Source organism: Mesorhizobium sp. B2-7-1, from assembly GCF_006440735.1.
Classification (GTDB): Bacteria; Pseudomonadota; Alphaproteobacteria; order Rhizobiales; family Rhizobiaceae; genus Mesorhizobium.
This window is the reverse complement of record NZ_VFUA01000010.1, coordinates 91400-108736: the sequence shown is the minus strand read 5'-3', so window position 1 is coordinate 108736 and position 17337 is coordinate 91400. Positions and strand designations below refer to the sequence as shown.

At 64.4% G+C, this 17337-nt stretch carries 17 protein-coding genes; 4 read left to right on the top strand and 13 right to left on the bottom strand.

Annotation, left to right across the window (positions count from 1 at the left end):
• The coding region (locus FJ471_RS06690) for a hydantoinase/oxoprolinase N-terminal domain-containing protein (RefSeq protein WP_281408507.1) at positions 1-421 on the bottom strand (421 nt) is incomplete at its 3' end.
• 164 nt (positions 422-585) lie between these two features.
• Between FJ471_RS06690 and FJ471_RS06685 the strand changes: the two genes are divergently transcribed.
• The 3 genes from FJ471_RS06685 (at position 586) to FJ471_RS06675 (ending at position 4275) form a co-directional block, all read left to right on the top strand.
• Positions 586-1365, top strand: coding sequence for a helix-turn-helix transcriptional regulator (locus FJ471_RS06685; protein ID WP_140802378.1), 780 nt, complete (start codon positions 586-588; stop codon positions 1363-1365).
• A 142-nt stretch (positions 1366-1507) separates the two neighbouring features.
• Entirely contained in the window at positions 1508-2173 is a 666-nt protein-coding gene (locus tag FJ471_RS06680; RefSeq protein WP_246684630.1) for a bifunctional DNA primase/polymerase, read from the top strand.
• The gene (locus tag FJ471_RS06675) at positions 2170-4275 is read left to right on the top strand and encodes a glycosyltransferase (protein ID WP_140802377.1); all 2106 of its coding nucleotides are present in this window, start codon (positions 2170-2172) and stop codon (positions 4273-4275) included. Before FJ471_RS06680 ends, FJ471_RS06675 begins: the two co-directional genes overlap by 4 nt.
• A gap of 22 nt (positions 4276-4297) precedes the next feature.
• Here the strand turns inward: FJ471_RS06675 and FJ471_RS06670 are convergent, their stop codons facing one another.
• The 11 genes from FJ471_RS06670 to FJ471_RS06620 all read right to left on the bottom strand — a co-directional run bounded on the left by FJ471_RS06670 (position 4298) and on the right by FJ471_RS06620 (position 15308).
• Positions 4298-5290 carry a glycosyltransferase family 10 fucosyltransferase gene (locus FJ471_RS06670; RefSeq protein ID WP_140802376.1) on the bottom strand — a complete coding sequence of 331 codons (993 nt, stop codon included), beginning with the start codon at positions 5288-5290 and terminating at the stop codon, positions 4298-4300.
• 76 nt (positions 5291-5366) lie between these two features.
• Complete coding sequence (locus FJ471_RS06665; RefSeq protein WP_140802375.1) at positions 5367-5942, bottom strand: DUF1349 domain-containing protein; 576 nt, start codon at positions 5940-5942, stop codon at positions 5367-5369.
• Between the two features lie 19 nt (positions 5943-5961).
• Entirely contained in the window at positions 5962-7401 is a 1440-nt protein-coding gene (locus tag FJ471_RS06660; RefSeq protein ID WP_140802374.1) for an aldehyde dehydrogenase family protein, read from the bottom strand.
• A 217-nt stretch (positions 7402-7618) separates the two neighbouring features.
• On the bottom strand, positions 7619-8104 hold the full coding sequence (locus FJ471_RS06655; RefSeq protein WP_140802373.1) for a hypothetical protein: 486 nt from the start codon (positions 8102-8104) through the stop codon (positions 7619-7621).
• A gap of 69 nt (positions 8105-8173) precedes the next feature.
• Positions 8174-9241 carry a sn-glycerol-3-phosphate ABC transporter ATP-binding protein UgpC gene (gene ugpC, locus FJ471_RS06650; protein WP_140802372.1) on the bottom strand — a complete coding sequence of 356 codons (1068 nt, stop codon included), beginning with the start codon at positions 9239-9241 and terminating at the stop codon, positions 8174-8176.
• Between the two features lie 3 nt (positions 9242-9244).
• Positions 9245-10093 (bottom strand): carbohydrate ABC transporter permease, encoded by an 849-nt coding sequence (locus FJ471_RS06645; RefSeq protein WP_140802371.1) that lies wholly within the window; start codon positions 10091-10093, stop codon positions 9245-9247.
• Positions 10093-11016 carry a sugar ABC transporter permease gene (locus tag FJ471_RS06640; protein ID WP_140802370.1) on the bottom strand — a complete coding sequence of 308 codons (924 nt, stop codon included), beginning with the start codon at positions 11014-11016 and terminating at the stop codon, positions 10093-10095. The genes FJ471_RS06645 and FJ471_RS06640 overlap by 1 nt, the downstream gene beginning before the upstream one ends.
• Before the next feature lie 231 nt (positions 11017-11247).
• Entirely contained in the window at positions 11248-12525 is a 1278-nt protein-coding gene (locus tag FJ471_RS06635) for a sugar ABC transporter substrate-binding protein (protein WP_140802369.1), read from the bottom strand.
• 25 nt (positions 12526-12550) lie between these two features.
• Positions 12551-13753, bottom strand: coding sequence for a PLP-dependent transferase (locus FJ471_RS06630; RefSeq protein WP_140802368.1), 1203 nt, complete (start codon positions 13751-13753; stop codon positions 12551-12553).
• Complete coding sequence (locus FJ471_RS06625) at positions 13750-14481, bottom strand: FadR/GntR family transcriptional regulator (protein WP_140802367.1); 732 nt, start codon at positions 14479-14481, stop codon at positions 13750-13752. The genes FJ471_RS06630 and FJ471_RS06625 overlap by 4 nt, the downstream gene beginning before the upstream one ends.
• A gap of 122 nt (positions 14482-14603) precedes the next feature.
• Complete coding sequence (locus FJ471_RS06620) at positions 14604-15308, bottom strand: DJ-1/PfpI family protein (protein ID WP_140802366.1); 705 nt, start codon at positions 15306-15308, stop codon at positions 14604-14606.
• 86 nt (positions 15309-15394) lie between these two features.
• Here FJ471_RS06620 and FJ471_RS06615 point away from each other — a divergent pair, with 86 nt between their 5' ends.
• Complete coding sequence (locus tag FJ471_RS06615; RefSeq protein WP_140802365.1) at positions 15395-16342, top strand: GlxA family transcriptional regulator; 948 nt, start codon at positions 15395-15397, stop codon at positions 16340-16342.
• A gap of 78 nt (positions 16343-16420) precedes the next feature.
• Here FJ471_RS06615 and FJ471_RS06610 read toward each other — a convergent pair whose 3' ends face one another.
• The gene (locus FJ471_RS06610; RefSeq protein ID WP_140802364.1) at positions 16421-17326 is read right to left on the bottom strand and encodes a dihydrodipicolinate synthase family protein; all 906 of its coding nucleotides are present in this window, start codon (positions 17324-17326) and stop codon (positions 16421-16423) included.
• Positions 17327-17337 lie beyond the last annotated feature (11 nt).

The window sequence follows — 17337 nt, the reverse complement described above, 5'->3', positions numbered from 1 at the left end:
AGCTGATCGGCAACGACTCGCTGATCTGCTCGGATATGGGTGGCACCTCCTTCGACATGGGCGTCATCACGCGCGGCACCAGCGGATCGGGATGATGGTGGGTCACCGCATGCAGGCGGTCGGCATAGGAATAGTCGGCCCAGGCCTGCAGACCGCGGCCCATCAGGATCATGTCCTCGAGGCCCTTGGTGGTGATCAGCCCTAGCTTGCGGCCGGTGCGCGACAACAGCGTGTTGAGCATGCCGGTGCCGGAATAGAGCACCACATTGACGCCCGAGAACAGGTCCTGCAGCGAGATGCCCCAGGCATCGGCCGCGTCCTCCGCTGAAGCGAGGAAGCCTTCGGCCTCGTTCTTCGGCGTGGTCGCCGATTTGCCGATCTTGAAGTGGCCGTCCTGATCGACAAGGATCGTGTCGGTCATGGTGCCGCCGGCGTCGATGCCGATGACGATTGGGTTGGTAGTGATCTGGTCCACGGGTCGCCTTCCCTTATCGAGAATGACCACAGGCTAGATTCCCGAAGCCGGATCGCGCCATATGCCTAAAGACACAATGACCGCGCGGCGCGGTTCGCCGAGAAAAGGGCATGCGCATGGGCAATATCTGGGCGCCGCTGGCCAAGGCGATCGCCGCCACCGGCACCGACCGGCATGTCGACTGCCTGATCGACCTGATCGGCGCCGACATCGCGCATGACCTGGTGACGGTGACGCGCTATTCGGCGACCAGGACGCCGGAATTCGTCAAGCACCGGCGCTTCTCCGACGAGATGGTGCGGCGCTACCTCGACAACTATTACGTCTTCGATCCCTTCTACGCATCCTGGCGACGCGAACGGCGCCTCGGCATCATGCCGCTCAAAGGGCTTGCCGACGAGGAAGCCAAGCGCGGCCAATACATAGCCGGCTTCCTGGCGCAATCGGAGATTTGCGACGAGGTCGGCATCATGCTGGCCGACGGCGGCGACTGGTGCCTCGGCATCTTCCTCGACCGCTCGACGGTGTCGTTCAAGGACAGCGAGATCGCGCTGCTGACCGAGCGGCTGCCGGTGTTCGAAGCGCTGCATGCGCTCGACATCAAGGCGCGCGGCTCAGACTTTTCCCGCACTTCGGCGCCGAGCGGTCCCGGCGCCTCGCCGCAGCAGAAGCCGAGCATTCCGGAAGGCCTCTGGCCCGAGCTTTCAGCGCGCGAGCGCGAATTGGTGCAGCTTATCCTCGCGGGGCATCCGACCGCCAACATTGCCGAGCGGCTCGGCATCACCGTCGGCACGGCGAAGAACCACCGCCGCCGCATTTACGAGAAGCTCGACATCACCACCGAGCGCGAACTCTTCCTGCAATTCTTCCAACACCGGATGGAGGTGTAGCCAGCAGCGGTGCTTCGACGATGCGATCAGGGCGCGGATTCTGCCTGCATAGATCGCAGTAACGTGATGAACAACCGGCGCAGTTCTCCATCCAGTGCTTGACGAGAATAGCGCCGGCAAAAAGGATCGAGCAGGAAATTCCGTGGGGTACTGGCGAATGCAGCCCGGGGGACTGACCGAATATGCCATAAGCCTGCTCGAGCGCGGCTATATCTGCTTGCCGCTTCGTGCCGGCGGCAAGCACCTCGACCTTGCAGCGATGGAGTATGACCCGCTGCACCTGCGGACGTTGCGCAAGGATCTGAAGGAGCTGGCCTTCACCTCCATCACCTTCCAATTGGCGCAGAAGCCGCCGACGAGCGGCGACACCGCGCGCTGGTTCCGCGACTTTGCCGGCAATGTCGGCATATTGGGAGGGTTTTCCAACCTGATGATCCTCGATTTCGACGACGCCGTCGGCTACCAGGCCTGGCTGGCCGATCACAAGGCGATCGCGAACGCGACGCCGATAGCAAGGTCGCCAAGCGGGTTTCACGTCTATCTGAGGACACGCGAGCCGATGGTCTCCTCCAGCCTCCATTTCGGCTTGCGCCGGGTCGGTCACGTCAAGGCGCTCGGCGGCTATGTGGTCGGCTCCCCTTCAGTGCTCAGGGACGGTTCCTCCTACAGCTGGGTCAAAGGCCAGTCGCCGTTCGATATCGAGCCGCGGGTCGTCGATGGTCTTGGCAGTCTTTCGCTGCGCCCGGTGTCGCTGCTCAAGTATTGCTACAACCGCCTGCTCAAGCGTGGCTTCTTCGAACGGCAATGAACGGCTCAGCGGTTATCAGCGTCGTTATCCCGGCAAGAAATGCGGCTGCAACGATCGAGACGGCGCTGGGCAGCCTTCTATCCGACAAGCCGCTTATCCGCGAGATTTTGCTGATCGACGACGGATCGGATGATGGCACGGCGGACATCGCCTTGCAGACCGCCCGACACCTCGGCCTGCCCATGGACGTGGTAAGCACGCGACTGGGCAGCGCGGGCGCGGCGCGCAATGCGGGGATCTCCCGGGCCAGGGGCGATTTCATCTTCTTTCTCGATGCCGACGATGCGGCGATACCCGGAAGCCTGTCGGCGCTTAGATCCGCCCTTGCCGGGAGCGGCGCCGGGCTGGCGATCGGCGCAAGCATCAGGCGCACGAAAGGCCGGCCGGACAAGGTCAAGACGCCCCATGGCTACGGTCCAGACAGGCGCTTGAACACAAGCCGGTATCTGCGCAACGAGCTGTGGCCGATCGCCATGGGAAGCGCGCTGGTGGCCAATTGGGCGACAGCGGGCATTCGCTTTCCGGAGACGATCGGCCTCGACGAGGACACCTGCTATTGGGCCGCGGTGCTCGCGCGCACCGATGCCGTCACGATCGACACGCCGGTGCTCCTCTACCACCATGACGAGGACCGGATGGCGCGGCGCTTCATCACGGCGCCGCGCAAGACGTTCCTCGTAATAGCGCGCGAGCTCAACGGCCTCGCGGCCGCCGGCATCGAGCGGGAGGCCTTGCAGTGGCGGAAAGCCTGGATAGCGCAGCGCATTGCCCGCCAGCTCATCAAGCACCGGATGTTCGCGGATGCGGCCGGCATGATGCGCGCTGTCAAGGCGCACAAGGAGCTCGGCCGGAGATGGAAAGCGCTGCAATATCGAGCCAGGATCGGTATCGGGCAATTGGCGAAGAGCAGGCCCTCCTTACCAGATCCGGCGGCGCCTCGGCGCACATTGATCATCAGCGTCGACCCGGCCTACCCGCCCGTCTCCGGCGCCGACCTCAGGACCTTCGGCAATGCGGCGGCGGCGGCGGAATTCGGACCCGTCTGCCTTGCCTCTGTGCGGCCTCCGGCAGGCCCGGGGCGCCCGCACGGCATCCGCATGGCCTGCCTGACCACGGGCTCGGACAAGCGCTCGCGTTCACTGGGCTGGGGCAGGATCAAGGGCGAGGTCCGGATTCCGCGACCTGCGTTGGCGCGCCTCGAGGCCCTGGTGCGCGCGTTCCGCCCGGACACGATCGTGGTCGAAAGCATTCCATTGTTCAAACTGTTGCGGCCTTTGCGGCCGCTGACCGGACAGCTCATTCTCGACATGCAGAATGTCGAGTCCGACCTTGCCGTCCAAATGTTGCCTGGCAACGACCCGCTTGCCATCTCGCCGGACATAAGACGGCTGGAACGGAAGGCAGCTGAAATCGCCGACCGCATCTGGGTCTGTTCGAGGACGGACCGGGAGCGGTTCAAGACCATCGCTGCGAATACGGTGCGGGTCGATATTGTGCCAAATGGCATTCCACGGGCCGAAGCTCTGCCCCGGACGCTTCCGGCGCCGCCCGGTCTGTCCGATGGATTTCCGGTGATCCTCTTTGTCGGCCATCTCGGCTACGGGCCGAATGTCGACGCGGCCGAGCGGCTGGCCGGCGCCATCCTGCCGCGCATCCGGCACGCCCTGCCGAGGGCAAGGCTGATCCTGGCCGGGCGGTCGCCCAATGCGGCCGCGCGCGCCCTGCCGACGCGTGACGGCGTCACATTGGTTGCCGATCCGCACGATGTGGGCCTCCTGTTGTCGGCCGCCCATCTCTGCATCGTCCCACTGCGGATGGGGGGAGGCACGCGCGTCAAGATCCTCGAGGCGATGGCTTACGGCGTTCCGATGATCGCGACACCGCTGGCGGCGGAGGGGCTCGACCTCACCGACGGCCAGGACTTGCTTTTGTCCGATACCGACGAGGGCCTTGCGGAACTTGCCATTGAACTTTGCTCCGACCCCGACCGTATGGCCGGCTTGCGCGCCTGCGCCCATGACACGGTCTGGTCCCGGTTCGGGCCGCAAGCGATCCGTGACGCGGTGCGCCATGGCCTGGGACTGGACGCTACCGGCCGATGACGCCAGAGCTAGTCCGCGGCAATCAGCGTTCGCGAAACTTTCCAGACAAACGGCGTAACCGCGTCGACAGGAACCTCTTAAAGCCCAATGGCAAATAAGGCCGCCCCGTTGGCGGGCCGGCGCGGAGAGACAGGCGTTGGCGCACCAATTCGGCGAGACGGTTTTCTGGCCGGCTGGCGGTCAGTTCCAATTGTCTTGTCAGACATTCCGGCAGCGGTTTCGAGCGCCAATCGAAATAGGCCTCATATGCTTGCGGCGTCTCGGCCAGATAGCGGAGATAGGCGGCGAGCTCGGCCGACGTACCGAAGGACGCGGCGTCGATATAGGAGCCGTCCGGGACGAACGCCGCGGCGTTGGGCGCGCCGAGATAGACGGGCACCGTGCCGGCGGCGAGCGGATCGAACATCTTCTCGGTGACGTAGTCCGGCGCGATGGAGTTCTCCAGCGCAAGGCAGAAAGGGTATCGGCCTATGGTTTCGAGCTTGGTCTGACGGCCGAGGTCGGGGCTCGCGATTTCGCGGTTGGGCCGATATCGGCCGTAGCAATCGACCGCGATGTGCCGGGACAGTTCGGTAATGAATGTGTCGCGACCGCTCTTGTTGAAGCTCGACGACTGGAAATGCACCGCCGGCGCGCTCTCGTACTTGAGCGGCATCGGCGCACGCCGCGCCGCTTCCCACCAGTCCGCATCCGGCAGATAAGGCGTCCAGATGTCCGTTCCCGTTTCATAGGTCATGGTGATGTCGAAGTGCCGCATGAAAGCCGCATCGGCCATCATAGGATAGTTGACGACGCTCTCCATCGACCAGGCGACCCAGAGCTGGCCGGGATATTTGCGAGCGTCGCCGATCTCGCGATAATTCGGCAGATGGAAAACCACCGCATCGGCCTCGGCAAGCCGGCGCCGGTCGTTGGTCCATTCGACTGGAACGGCGCATTGCGCTATGGCCGCGATGTCGACGGGTCGATTGAACCAGCGCGTCCAGAAGAGGATCAGCGGAGCATTTGACGGCATCGGGTCCTTCGGATCAGGCGACGCGCCGTCTTACGCCTTTCCCCGCAATTGCGAAAGAACAGCGCCTTTGCCGGGTTCAGTCGTGCAGGTCCCGTGAAATCGCCGGCCCGATCGTGAAGCCGGAAAATGTCACCTCAAAACCTTCGCGCTGCGGCGAGCAGCACATCATGCCGACATCGACCGATTTCGAGATCGGAAAGTAGGCCAGCCGCACCGGCTTCCAGTGGCCATCCGAGGCGTCCAGATACTGGATGCGGATCGCCTCGGCGTGACGAGTCAGGCGGATCCTGACGCCGTCCTTGCCGGCGGCGATGGCGACCAGCGACCAGTCGGAGGTGTCGTTGGTGACGACGACGGAGAAGTAAGCCAGGCCGTCGGTGTATTCGATGCCGGCCTTGATCCAGTGCGTTTCGCTGAGGCGAAGCATCAGCCCGGCCTGATCGTAGAGCACCTTGTAGTCGCCCTTGACGGTGACCTCGGCGCTGAAGTCACCTTCGACGGGACGGTAGAGGAAATGGCCGTTGTCGCGCCAGAAACCATAGAAGGTCTCGCGCCAAAAATCGGTCTCCTTGCCCGTCCGACAGGTGAGCGCGCCGTCGCCGACCGTGTGGTGCGGCGGCGGGTTGAGCCATATCATGTCGGCCACGCTCATCGATCTCCCCCGAACTTGATCAGCCGGCGAATGTATAGGCGGTCTTCACCGTGGTGTAGAACTCCATGGCGTAGCGGCCCTGCTCGCGCGGACCGTAGCTCGAGCCCTTGCGGCCACCGAACGGCACATGGAAATCGACGCCCGCCGTCGGCAGGTTGACCATGACCATGCCGGCTTCGGAATTGCGCTTGAAATGCGTCGCATGCTTCAGGCTGGTCGTGCAGATGCCGGAGGTGAGGCCGAACGGCGTGTCGTTGGCGACGCTGAGCGCCTCGTCATAGTCCTTGACGCGGATGACGTTGGCGACCGGGCCAAAGATCTCCTCGCGCGAAATGCGCATCGCATTGTTCGAGCCGACAAACAACGCCGGCTGCAGATAGAAGCCTGGCGTGCCGCGCTCCAGCCGGTCGCCGCCGAAGGCGAGCTCGGCGCCCTCCTGGCGGCCGATGGCGATATAGTCCTCGTCCTGCTTGAGCTGCGTCTGGTCGACGACCGGGCCGATCTGGGTCTTGGCGTCGAGCGCGTCGCCGATGACGAGCTTGTCCAGGCGCTCCTTCATGGCGTCGACGAAACGGTCGTGGATGCCGTCGGTGACGATGAGACGCGAGGACGCGGTGCAGCGCTGTCCGGTCGAGAAATAGGCGCCGTTGACGGCGCAGTCGACGGCGACGGCCAGATCGGCGTCATCGAGCACGACGAGCGGGTTCTTGCCGCCCATTTCGAGCTGGAACTTGCGCATGTGCTCGACGCTGGCGGCGGCGACGCGCTTGCCCGTGCCGACCGAACCGGTGAAGGAGATGGCGTTGACGTCGGGGCTGTCGAGCATCGCCTGGCCGACCACCGAGCCCTTGCCCATGACGAGGTTGAGCACGCCCTTGGGCAGGCCGGCGCGGTGCAGGATATCGACGATGGTCCAGGCGCTTTCGGGAACGAGCTCGGCCGGCTTGAAGACGATGGTGTTGCCGTAAGCGAGCGCCGGCGCGATCTTCCAGGCGGGGATGGCAATCGGGAAATTCCACGGCGTGATGATGCCGACGACGCCGACGCCCTCGCGGGTCATCTCGACGCCGACGCCCGGCCGAACGCTCGGCACCATCTCGCCCGACAGGCGCAGCGTCTCGCCGGCGAAGAAATCGAAGAGCTGCGCGGCGCGGATCGTCTCGCCGACGCCCTCGGCCAGCGTCTTGCCTTCCTCGCGGGCGAGCGAGCGGCCGATCTCGTCCTTGCGCGCCATGATCTCGTCGGAGGTTTTCTTCAGCACCGCGTGGCGGGCCAGCGGCCCGGAGCGCGACCAGGCCGGAAAGGCCGCCTTGGCCGCCGCGATGGCCTGCTTGGCCTGCTCCGGCCCGGCCGAAGCATATTCGCCGACGACATCGTTGGTGTTCGACGGGTTGATGTTGCGCGAGCCGGCCTCGCCAAGCCACTCGCCATCGATCAGGTTCTTGCGGTGCACGGTCATCTTGGTTCCTTGAATTTTGGTCGCGGCGGCCATCGGCCGGGTCAATTGTCAGACAAATGATATAGTCATTGTCCGGGAGGAGGTCTACCCGCGATCTTAAACCTAGAGCGTTCACCGTTTCAGGGAAACGGCGAACCGCTCTATCTCCTTGTTTGACGCAATTCCGGACGGAAAACCGCCCACACTTTTCCTGGAATTGCTCTGAAGCCGGATCGCGTCAGGTCGAGAACGACCAGAACAGGCAGGCGAGCGTGACCGCGCCGAAGACGACGAAGAACAGGCTTCTGAGCAGGATATTGCGGCGAAGATCGTTCATGGTGAGGTGTGCCGCCACGATCGCCGCGACGAACAGGAAACGCCAGTTGAAAAGCGCCCAAAGCACCTCATGCTGGCCGAAGGCCCATCTGGCGAGCAGCGAGCCGACGATGGTCGAAAACAGCATGAGCGTCGCCCAGAAGATCGCGTCGGCGGCATGGGTCAGCACGATGCCGGCGGCGCGGATCGGCAGGATCATCATCAGCGTCGCGCCAAAGAAATACACGGCGGCGATCGCCAGGAAGGAGCCGGCGTCGGCGATGCCGTCGAGACGCTTCACGCCATACGCGCCATAGGGATAACCGTGCCTCGCCACGGCCAGTGACAGCGCCATCAGCAAGGCGCTCAAAACCGTGACCAGTGCGAATGTGCCGAGAGCCTTGCTCATGCGATTTCCTGTCGAGACGAATCAACAGGGACGATTTTAGCCTACGGTCCTCCGGCCTGCATCGACGCCCTAGCCGATCCGGTTTCCGCTCTTCGGATCGAAGAGATGCAGCGCCGCCGGATCGGCGGCGAGGCGGATGGTGTCGCCCGGCCTCACGTCACTGCGGCCCATGACGAAGACGCAGATCTGCTGGTTGGCCAGCCTGACATAGAACTGCGTCGACAGGCCGAGCGGCTCGACCACCTCGACCTTGGCCTTGAGCGCGCCATCGTCGACCAGCTTGATGTGCTCGGGCCTAAGACCGATGGTCAGCGCATCGCCATCGCTCAGTGGCAGGCCATCCGGCAATCGCAGCTTCTGGCCGTCGGCGAGCACGGCGTCGACCTTGCCGCCCTTGGCCACCTTAGCCGGCAAGAAATTCATGCCTGGCGAGCCGATGAAGCCGGCGACGAAGGTGTTGGCCGGCCGGTCGTAGAGTTCGAGCGGACGGCCGACCTGCTGCACGTAACCGTCATGCATGACGACGATGCGGTCGGCCATGGTCATCGCCTCGACCTGGTCGTGGGTGACATAGACCGAAGTGGTCTTGAGCTGCTGGTGCAGCGCCTTGATCTCGGCGCGCATATGGACGCGCAATTTGGCGTCGAGGTTGGAGAGCGGCTCGTCGAACAGGAACACCTTCGGGTCGCGCACGATGGCGCGGCCCATGGCGACGCGCTGGCGCTGGCCACCGGAAAGCTGGCGCGGCAGGCGGCCGAGATAGGGGTCGAGGCCGAGCCGCTTGGCGGCGGCGCCCACCCTGTCGTCGATCGCCGTCTTCTCGGCCTTCTTCAACAGCAGGCTGAAGCCCATGTTCGAGGAGACATCCATATGCGGGTAGAGCGCATAGGACTGGAACACCATGGCGATGTCGCGGTCCTTCGGCGCGACGTCGTTGACCAGGCGCTCGCCGATATGGATCTCGCCACCGGTGACCTCTTCGAGGCCGGCGATCATGCGCAAGAGCGTGGACTTGCCGCAGCCCGAAGGGCCGACCAGCACGACGAATTCGCCGTCGGCGATTTCCAGATCGACGCCGTGCAGGATGCGCAGCGCGCCGTAATCCTTCTCGACGTTTTGCAGCGTGACGGAAGCCATCTTTTATCCTTTGACCGCGCCGGCGGTGAGGCCGGTGACGAGATAGCGTTGCAGGAAGGCGAAGAAGACGCAGACCGGGATCAGTGCCAGGATGGACGCTGCCATCATCTGCCCCCAGTCGACGGCGAACTTGCCAATGAAAGTGAGCAGGCCGACGGCAAAGGTCTTCTGCTCGTCGCTGGAGATCAGCATCAGCGCGAACAGCAATTCGCTCCAGGCGGCGGTGAAGACGAAGCCTAGCGTCGCGCCCATGCCGGGCAAGGTCAGCGGCACGATCACTCGACGCATCGCCTGCGCCCGCGTGCAGCCGTCGATCATCGCCGCCTCCTCCAGGTCCTTCGGGATGCCGTCGAAGAAGGACTGCATGAGAAAGGTGGCGAAGGCGGTGTTGAAGGCGGTGTAGATGATGATCAGCCCGATCAGGCTGTTGGTCAGGCCGAGATCGCCCATGATGCGGTAGATCGGCGGGATGACCATGACCAGCGGGAAGGTCTGGGTCAGCAGCAACAGGATCGCCAGCGTCGCCTTGCCGCGAAAGGTGAAGCGCGACATGGCGTAGCCGGCGAGCGTGGCGATGATCGTGACGAACGCCGCCGTCGACACCGAGACGATGACGCTGTTGAGGAAATAGCGCGGAAAGTCGGAGGCTTCCAACACCGTGGCAAAATTCTTGAGCGTCGTCTGCGACGGCCAGAAGGTGATGCCTTCGGAGTAGAGGAGGCGCTCGGGCGTCACCGAGATCTTCAGGGTCCAGAAGATCGGGAACAGCGCGAAGATCACGTAAGCGGCTATTGCCGCGTAGAGGCCGATGCCGCCGAAAATGCGCGAGGAGTTGGAGCGACCGGCGATCATCAGACGTGCCTCACCAGCGTGCGGCGGATGGCGATCAGCCCGATGGCGTAGGCGATGAGCAGCACCAGAAGCAGCACCGCCACCGCCGACGCATAGCCTTTGTCCAGCGATTTGAAGGCACTGACATAGATGTAGACCGGCACCGTGCTGGTCGAGCCGGCCGGCCCGCCCTCGGTCATGACGAAGATCAGGTCGGCGAAAGTGGCGATCCAGATGGTGCGCAGCATGACCGTGATGACAATGGTCGGTGCCAGGAAGGGCAGCGTCACCTTGGTGAAGCGCTGCCAGGGCGAGGCGCCGTCGATGGCCGCCGCCTCATGCAGTTCGGACGGGATCGACTTCAGCGCGGCGAGCAGCGTGATGGCGAAGAAGGGGATGCCGAACCAGATGTTGGCGACGATCGGTCCCCACATTGCGGTGGCGGGATCGGAAAGCACATTGGTCGGCTCAGCCTTCAAGCCCAGCGCGAACAGCCAGTGCGGCAGCGGCCCGATGATCGGGTTGAACAGCCAGGCCCAGGTGAGGCCCGAGAGGAAGGACGGCACCGCCCAGGGCAGGAACACCACCGCCTGCACGACCTTGCGCCCGTAGAAGGGCTTGTCGAGCAGCAGCGCCAGACCCAGCCCGAGGAAGAACTGAAAGAACAGGCTGGCGACCGTCCACCACAGCGTGTTGATCAGCGCCTGGCCGAGCACCTGGTCCGAAAACATCGCCTGGTACTGGGCAAGGCCGACATATTGCGACTTGAAGGCCGAGAATTTGCGGAAGGAATAGCTGATGCCGATGATCAGCGGCACCAGAAGCACCAGGACCAGCAGGACGATAGCCGGCGAAAGATAGAGCCATGGCTCGATCGCGGCCTTTGTCAGCCGCTGCTTGCGCGGCCGGGCGACGGATCGGACTTCGGACACTGCGTAGGTCATACGGTGCTCGCGTTGGAGGGTTGGTGCCGGAGACGGCAGCCTCCTTCTCCCCGCTCACGGGGAGAGGATGCCGGCAGGCAGATGAGGGGCAGCGCTATGCTCGCAGAACTTGGCGCTGCCCCTCATCCGGGCATTTCCGTGCATGTCGTTGTCCCAAAACCGCTTCGCACTTTTGGGCGGCATGCATCGCGTGACGCCTTCTCGCCGTCAAAGGGAGAGAAGGAAAGAAGGTCACTTCTTGTTCTTGGCCAGCCAGTCCTGCTGTTCCTTGGTCAGGAACGCCGCCCATTCGTCGGCCACCTGCTTGGCCGGCTTCTGGCCGAGCAGAACTTCCTGGAAATTCTTGATCGCCACCTGGTCGACGAAGTTGCCGAGGTTTTCCAGATGCGTCGGCGGCGTCACCATTTCATATTTCGAGCTGTCGCTGAGCTCGGTGAACCAGCCCTTGAACTGCTCGGTCTTGAAATGGGCGTCCTGGTCTGCGCCGTTGTGGATCGGCACGACGCCGACTTCCTTGGCCCATTCCAGATTGTCCTTCGGCGAAAGCAGCGTCGCCATCAGCTTCCAGGCCTCGTCCTTGTGCTGGGAGTTGGCGAACATCGCCCAGCCGGCATAGCCCAGCGTCGGATAGGATTTGCCGCTCGGGCCGACGGGTAACGGCGCGACGGCGAAGTCGTCGGCGCTCATCTTGTCGGCGATGCCGAGCAGCGCGTCAGGGTCCTGGTTGAGCATGGCGCAGGTGCCGGAATAGAAGCCGGTCACCGTTTCGTTGAAGCCCCAGCTCACGGCGTCCTTCGGCGCCAGGCCGCTCTTGTACATGTCGGCCAGCATCTGCAGGCCCTTGACCGAGCCTTCGTCATTGATGGTCGAGGTACCGTCTTCGTTGAAATAGCCACCCTTGCCGGCGGCGATGTTCATGAACATGTGCATCCCGTTGAAGGCGCCGGGCCCGCCGCGCAGGCAGTAGCCGTATTTGCCGGGAATGGCCGAGATCTTCTTGGAATCGGCGACGAATTCGTCGAGCGTGGCTGGCGGGCCGTCGAGGCCGGCTTCCTTGAACAGCTTCTTGTTCCAGAACAGCGCATTCACGTAGTAGCCGTAGGGGATCATGAACTGCGTGTTGTTGACGGTCGAGCCGAACTGCTTGGCGCGGTCGCCGAGCGTCTTGGCGTCGTCCCATTTGGCCATGAAGGGACCGAGATCCTCGAGCTGACCATTGTTGGCGTAGAGGCCCATCCAGCGTTCCGGCATCTCGACGACGTCGGGCGTGTCGCCGGCCTGCACCATGGTGAGGAACTTCTCGAAGGCCTGGCCCCAGGGCAGCGAGACCACTTCCACCTTGATGCCCGGATTGGCGGTCTCGAATTCCGCGATCTGCTTCTTCAGGAATTCGGTGCGCGGCGGGCTGGTGATGACCTCGACCAGCTTGATGGTGGTGTCGGCCAGCGCGCCGCTGGCGGAAACCGCCAGGCCGGCGACGGCGGCGAGCATGAAGGTCAGTCTTTTCATGTTCAGGACTCCCATTTTCGATCCGTTATTTTTTTGACTTGTCGAAGGCCTGGGCTATGTCGGCCCAGAGGTCCTCGACATTTTCCAATCCGACATTGAAGCGGATGGTTCGGGGGCTGACGCCGAAGCGCGCCATCGAATTGATGCCCGGCGTCTGCTCGAGCGAGGCTTTTGCCGGCACGACCAGGCTTTCATGGCCGCCCCAGCTGACGCCGATGCGGAAGAATTTCAGTGCATCGACGAAAGCCGGAATGTCGACATCCTCGGTGACCTCGAAGGAGAACAGCCCGGCATAGCCGGCTAAAGTCTTCTTGCCGGGGTGGTTGGAATAGGCGGGGTGGTTGACCCGCTCGACCTTGCCATGCGCCTTGAGCCGCTCGGCGATGGTGAGCCCGCTCTTCATGTGATGCGGCAGGCGCAGCGGTAGCGTGCGTAGGCCGCGCAGCAAGAGCCAGCCTTCGAAGGGCGACAGCTTGCCGCCGAGCTGGGAATAGGTCTGCTCGTTGATGTGCTTGATGTGGGCAGCCGAGCCCGCCACCACGCCGGCGACGGTGTCGCTGTGGCCGCTCAGATATTTGGAAGCCGAATGCAGCACCAGGTCGACGCCGTGCGAGATCGGCTTCTGGAAGACGGGGGTGGCCCAGGAATTGTCGATGGTGGTGACGATGCCCTGTTCCTTCGCCAGCCGCGTCAGATGCTCCAGGTCCTGCAGCTCGAACATCATCGAGGTCGGGCTTTCGAGGTAGAGCAGCCTGGCGCCGGGAAGTGCCGCGGCGACCGCATCAGGATCGGCGCCGTCGACATAGTCGACCTTGATGTGCAACCGCGGGAACAGGCGCTCGAACAGCCGATAGGCGTCGCCATAGCAGTTGCGCACGGCGACCATGCGCTCGCCGGCGCCGACGAAGGCGAGCACGGTGGCGCTGATCGCCGCCATGCCGCTGGAGAAGCCGCGCGCGGCTTCGGCGCCTTCGAGCGCCGCCACGCGCTTTTCGAATTCCATCACCGTCGGATTGTCGCCGCGCGAATAGATCGGCTGCTTTCTTCTGCCGGCAAAAGTGTCGGCCATGTCGGCGTAGTTGGCGAAGGTGAACAGCGACGTCTGGTAGATCGGCGGCACCACCGCGCCGCCGGGAAACGGCTCGTCATGCGCCAGAAGCGTCGCCGCCTCGCCGAGATAGTCGCTGGCCAGGGAGGCCGGATCGAAAGTGTTTGGCTGCTCGTTCATCTGCGGTCCGAAAGTTTGAGGTTGGCGGCACCGCGCTTCAGATCGTCCTCGACGGTGGCGATCAGCTTCAGCGCCTCGGCGCGAGCGCCGTCGGGGTCACGCGCTGCGATGCGGTCGAAGATGGTGCGGTGGTAGGGGAAGCTGGCGTGGCCGAAATCGCGCACGCCGAGCGGATGTTCCCAGAAGCGGTGGAACATCTCGTACATGGCGGCGATGATCTGCTCGAACAGCGGGTTGCCCGAGGCCCGGAAGACCGCCTGGTGGAATTCCCAATCCTCGTCCGAGGACATGCCGGCGCGGGTCCGGAAGGCCTCTTCCATGATGTCGAGCTTGCGCTCGATCTGGGCGATCTCGGCCTTTCCGGCACGAATGGCGCAAAGGGCCGCGGCCTCCGCCTCCAGCGCGCGGCGGATCTCCAGCGTGGACATCAGCCCGGCGAAGTCGTTGCCGCCGGCCAATGTCAGCGGCATGTGCAGCATGTCGGGCGACACGGCGGCCTTGAGATAGGTGCCGGAGCCCTGCCGCCGTTCGACGAGGCCGAGCCCCTCCCAGCGGGTCAGGGCCTCGCGCACCGTGTTGCGGCTGACCTTGAGGCGTTCGGCCAGGATGCGCTCGGTCGGCAGTTTTTCACCGGGGCCCAAGGCCTCTTGCCGAACGAACCCCGCCAACGCCTTCAGCACCGCGTCATCGCGGGCCGTCGTCTGGATGGGGGGCAGGAAATCGGTCACGCCGGTCGCGCCTAAAGTGGTTCAATGGTCCAACCAATTTCTGCACAGCACAGGGGACGTGTCAACAGTCGAAACGAGGCGGAGCCGAACTGCGTGGACAACTGCCATCCGGCTCTGTCGTTTCAGGCGCGGATGCGCGCCGGCGTGGCTGCGCCCTCCTGGCGCCAGCGCGCGAACATTTCCTCGCGCACCCGCCTCGAACCAGAAAGCCGCTGCTTTGCCTCCGCCAGGACAGAAGGCGAAGCCTCGGCGGGCGTGCCGGAGCGGAAGGGAGGCGCCGGCGCATATTCGAGCGAGAGCTGCACGATTTCCGCTTCGGCCTGGCCGAGCAGCCTTGCGACGAGCGCCAGGCCGAAATCGATGCCCGAGGTGACGCCGCCGGCGGTGATCAGCTTGCCATCCTCGACGACCCGCGCATCGACAGGGATCGCGCCGAACTCCTCCAAAAAATCATGCGCATACCAGTGCGTGGTCGCCCGCTTGCCCTTGAGCAGGCCGGCCGCGCCGAGCACCAAGGCGCCGCTGCACACCGAGGTGATGTAGCGTGCCTGTGCCGCACGCTCCCAGACGAAGTCGAGAACCGCCTTGTCCTCCAGCAGCGCGTTGACGCCGCCACCGCCTGGAATGCACAGCACGTCGAGAGGCGGACAATCGTCGAAGGTCGCTGTCGGCGTGAGGGAAAGACGCGTCGACGACGTCACCGGATTGCGATCCTTCCAGATCAATTCCACCTCGGCGCCCTTGACCGTTGCCATGACCTCATAAGGCCCGGTGAGGTCGAGCTGCTGGACGTTGGGAAATACGAGGATGCCGAAACGAAGCGACATGGGAATCTCCTTGGGTTGACTTCTGGCAGCCTACGCCATCATGCTTTGGCACGATTGCCATTCAGCCCTCGTTTCAGGCCAAACCCATGCGCCGTATCGAAATCCTCGCTTATCCCGACATCCAGCTCCTCGATGTCAGCGGACCGCTTCAGGTGTTCGCCAGCGCCAACGACTTCAGGACGCAGGCTGGCGAAGCGCCGGCCTATGAGGTCGTGGTCGTCGCCGCTTCGCCGCGTGTCAGGACATCGTCGGGTCTCGTGCTGGAGGCAGCAGCGCTGCCGGCGCACGGGCTCGCTATCGACACGCTGATCGTGCCTGGCGGATGGGGCGTCAACGCGGCCTGTGAAGACCCTGAGCTGGCGCAGTGGATCGTCGGCCGCTCGCGCGATGCCACGCGCACTGCCTCCGTCTGCAGCGGCGCCATGCTGCTGGCGCAGGCCGGCCTGCTCGACGGCCGCCGTGCGGTTACCCATTGGGGACGCTGCACGGAGTTCGCCAAGCGCTTCCCAGCGGTCCGGCTCGAACCCGACCCGATCTTCATCCGCGACGGCAATGTGTGGACCTCCGCGGGTGTGACAGCGGGCATCGACCTTGCGCTGTCCTTCGTCGAGGCCGACCTTGGCCGGCGCATGGCGCTGGCGGTGGCGCGCGAGCTGGTCGTCTTCCTGAAACGCCCCGGCGGCCAGGCGCAGTTCAGCCAGACCCTCAAGCTGCAGGAAGGCGACGGGCGCTTCGACCGGCTGCATGGCTGGATCCTGGACAATCTGAGCGGCGACCTTTCGCTGGAGCAACTGGCCGAGCACGCCAATATGAGCCGGCGCAGTTTCTCGCGGCGCTATCAGGAGGCAACCGGGCGCACGCCTGCCCGCGCCATCGAGGAGATCCGGATCGAGGCGGCGCGGCGGATGCTGGAGCGGGGACAGACGGTCCGCCAAACGGCGCGGCGCTGCGGCTTTGGCTCCGAGGAGACGATGCGGCGCGGCTTTCTGCGCGTGCTCGGCACCAACCCGCGCGACTACCGCGAGCGTTTCTGATCCACCAGCAGGGCGCGGACCGGGCGATCCGGCGCCGCCGGCATGCGATTGTTTGAACCCGTGTGCCGGGGCACTGATTCAGCGTGGGTAGTCGCCCAGACGGGACGCGAAGCGCTCCACCATCGCAAGGCCTGCCGCGCCCGGCCGCATCGCCGGCGCGCGGTCGTTTATCGCGATGCCGGCACGGGCGCCGAACAGGCGCTTGCCGTAGCAGACCAGGTTCTCGATGCCCTGCATGACGAAAACGGCCGCCGGCAACATCGCCGCATAGGCTGCCTCGGCTTCATCCTCCCGGCCGGCATGAAACGCCTCGTAGGCACGAACGGCGAAATCGACGCAGTCCGGCGCCAGGATCATACCCCGGCAGCCGATGCGGAGATTGTCGATCAGTTCCAGCCCGCCTCGCCCATTGAAAACCGGTACGCGGCCTTCCGTGTGCTCGATCAGGCCTGCAATGTCGACGACAGGGCCTTCGCCCTTGACCAGCCGGATGTTGGGGTGAAGCGAGACGAGGTCGCGTATCTCCTCCGACGTCAGGCCGCGACCGAAAAAGGCTGGCGCATTCTGGATTGCCACCGGCAGGTCCGTCGCCTCGGCGACACGGCCGAAGAAGCGGATATATTCCGGCGCGCCATAGGTTCCGGCCGGCGGCGGCTGCAGGATCACCCAATCCGCTCCGACGCTTTCGGCATGACGAAGCTGCGCCACCTGCTCGGCGACGGAGGAACCGAAGATGGTGAAGGCGAGCGGCACCTTGCCGGCGCAATCCTGCGCCGTCCAGTCCATCACCGTGCGGCGCTCAACCTCGGTCAATTTGGCGACTTCGGAGGCAAGGCCGAGCGCCGCCATGCCATGCACGCCGCAGGCCAGGCAGATCTCGACCTGCCTGCGCATGGCCGCGCGGTCGAGCTTTTCGTGGCCGTCGAACAGCGCGTAGAGAATGGCGTGGATGCCATGGATTTGATCCGGCGCGAATTTGGCCATCCGGCTCACCT

Excerpts from the sequence above, each read along its gene's own strand:
- FJ471_RS06670 (WP_140802376.1), bottom strand. The coding sequence starts at position 5,290 with ATGCCGTCAAATGCTCCGCTGATCCTCTTCTGGACGCGCTGGTTCAAT.
- FJ471_RS06635 (WP_140802369.1), bottom strand. The coding sequence starts at position 12,525 with ATGAAAAGACTGACCTTCATGCTCGCCGCCGTCGCCGGCCTGGCGGTT.
- FJ471_RS06615 (WP_140802365.1), top strand. The coding sequence starts at position 15,395 with ATGCGCCGTATCGAAATCCTCGCTTATCCCGACATCCAGCTCCTCGAT.
- FJ471_RS06640 (WP_140802370.1), bottom strand. The coding sequence starts at position 11,016 with ATGACCTACGCAGTGTCCGAAGTCCGATCCGTCGCCCGGCCGCGCAAG.
- FJ471_RS06630 (WP_140802368.1), bottom strand. The coding sequence starts at position 13,753 with ATGAACGAGCAGCCAAACACTTTCGATCCGGCCTCCCTGGCCAGCGAC.
- FJ471_RS06660 (WP_140802374.1), bottom strand. The coding sequence starts at position 7,401 with ATGACCGTGCACCGCAAGAACCTGATCGATGGCGAGTGGCTTGGCGAG.
- FJ471_RS06645 (WP_140802371.1), bottom strand. The coding sequence starts at position 10,093 with ATGATCGCCGGTCGCTCCAACTCCTCGCGCATTTTCGGCGGCATCGGC.
- FJ471_RS06685 (WP_140802378.1), top strand. The coding sequence starts at position 586 with ATGCGCATGGGCAATATCTGGGCGCCGCTGGCCAAGGCGATCGCCGCC.
- FJ471_RS06620 (WP_140802366.1), bottom strand. The coding sequence starts at position 15,308 with ATGTCGCTTCGTTTCGGCATCCTCGTATTTCCCAACGTCCAGCAGCTC.
- FJ471_RS06675 (WP_140802377.1), top strand. The coding sequence starts at position 2,170 with ATGAACGGCTCAGCGGTTATCAGCGTCGTTATCCCGGCAAGAAATGCG.
- ugpC (WP_140802372.1), bottom strand. The coding sequence starts at position 9,241 with ATGGCTTCCGTCACGCTGCAAAACGTCGAGAAGGATTACGGCGCGCTG.
- FJ471_RS06665 (WP_140802375.1), bottom strand. The coding sequence starts at position 5,942 with ATGAGCGTGGCCGACATGATATGGCTCAACCCGCCGCCGCACCACACG.
- FJ471_RS06655 (WP_140802373.1), bottom strand. The coding sequence starts at position 8,104 with ATGAGCAAGGCTCTCGGCACATTCGCACTGGTCACGGTTTTGAGCGCC.
- FJ471_RS06610 (WP_140802364.1), bottom strand. The coding sequence starts at position 17,326 with ATGGCCAAATTCGCGCCGGATCAAATCCATGGCATCCACGCCATTCTC.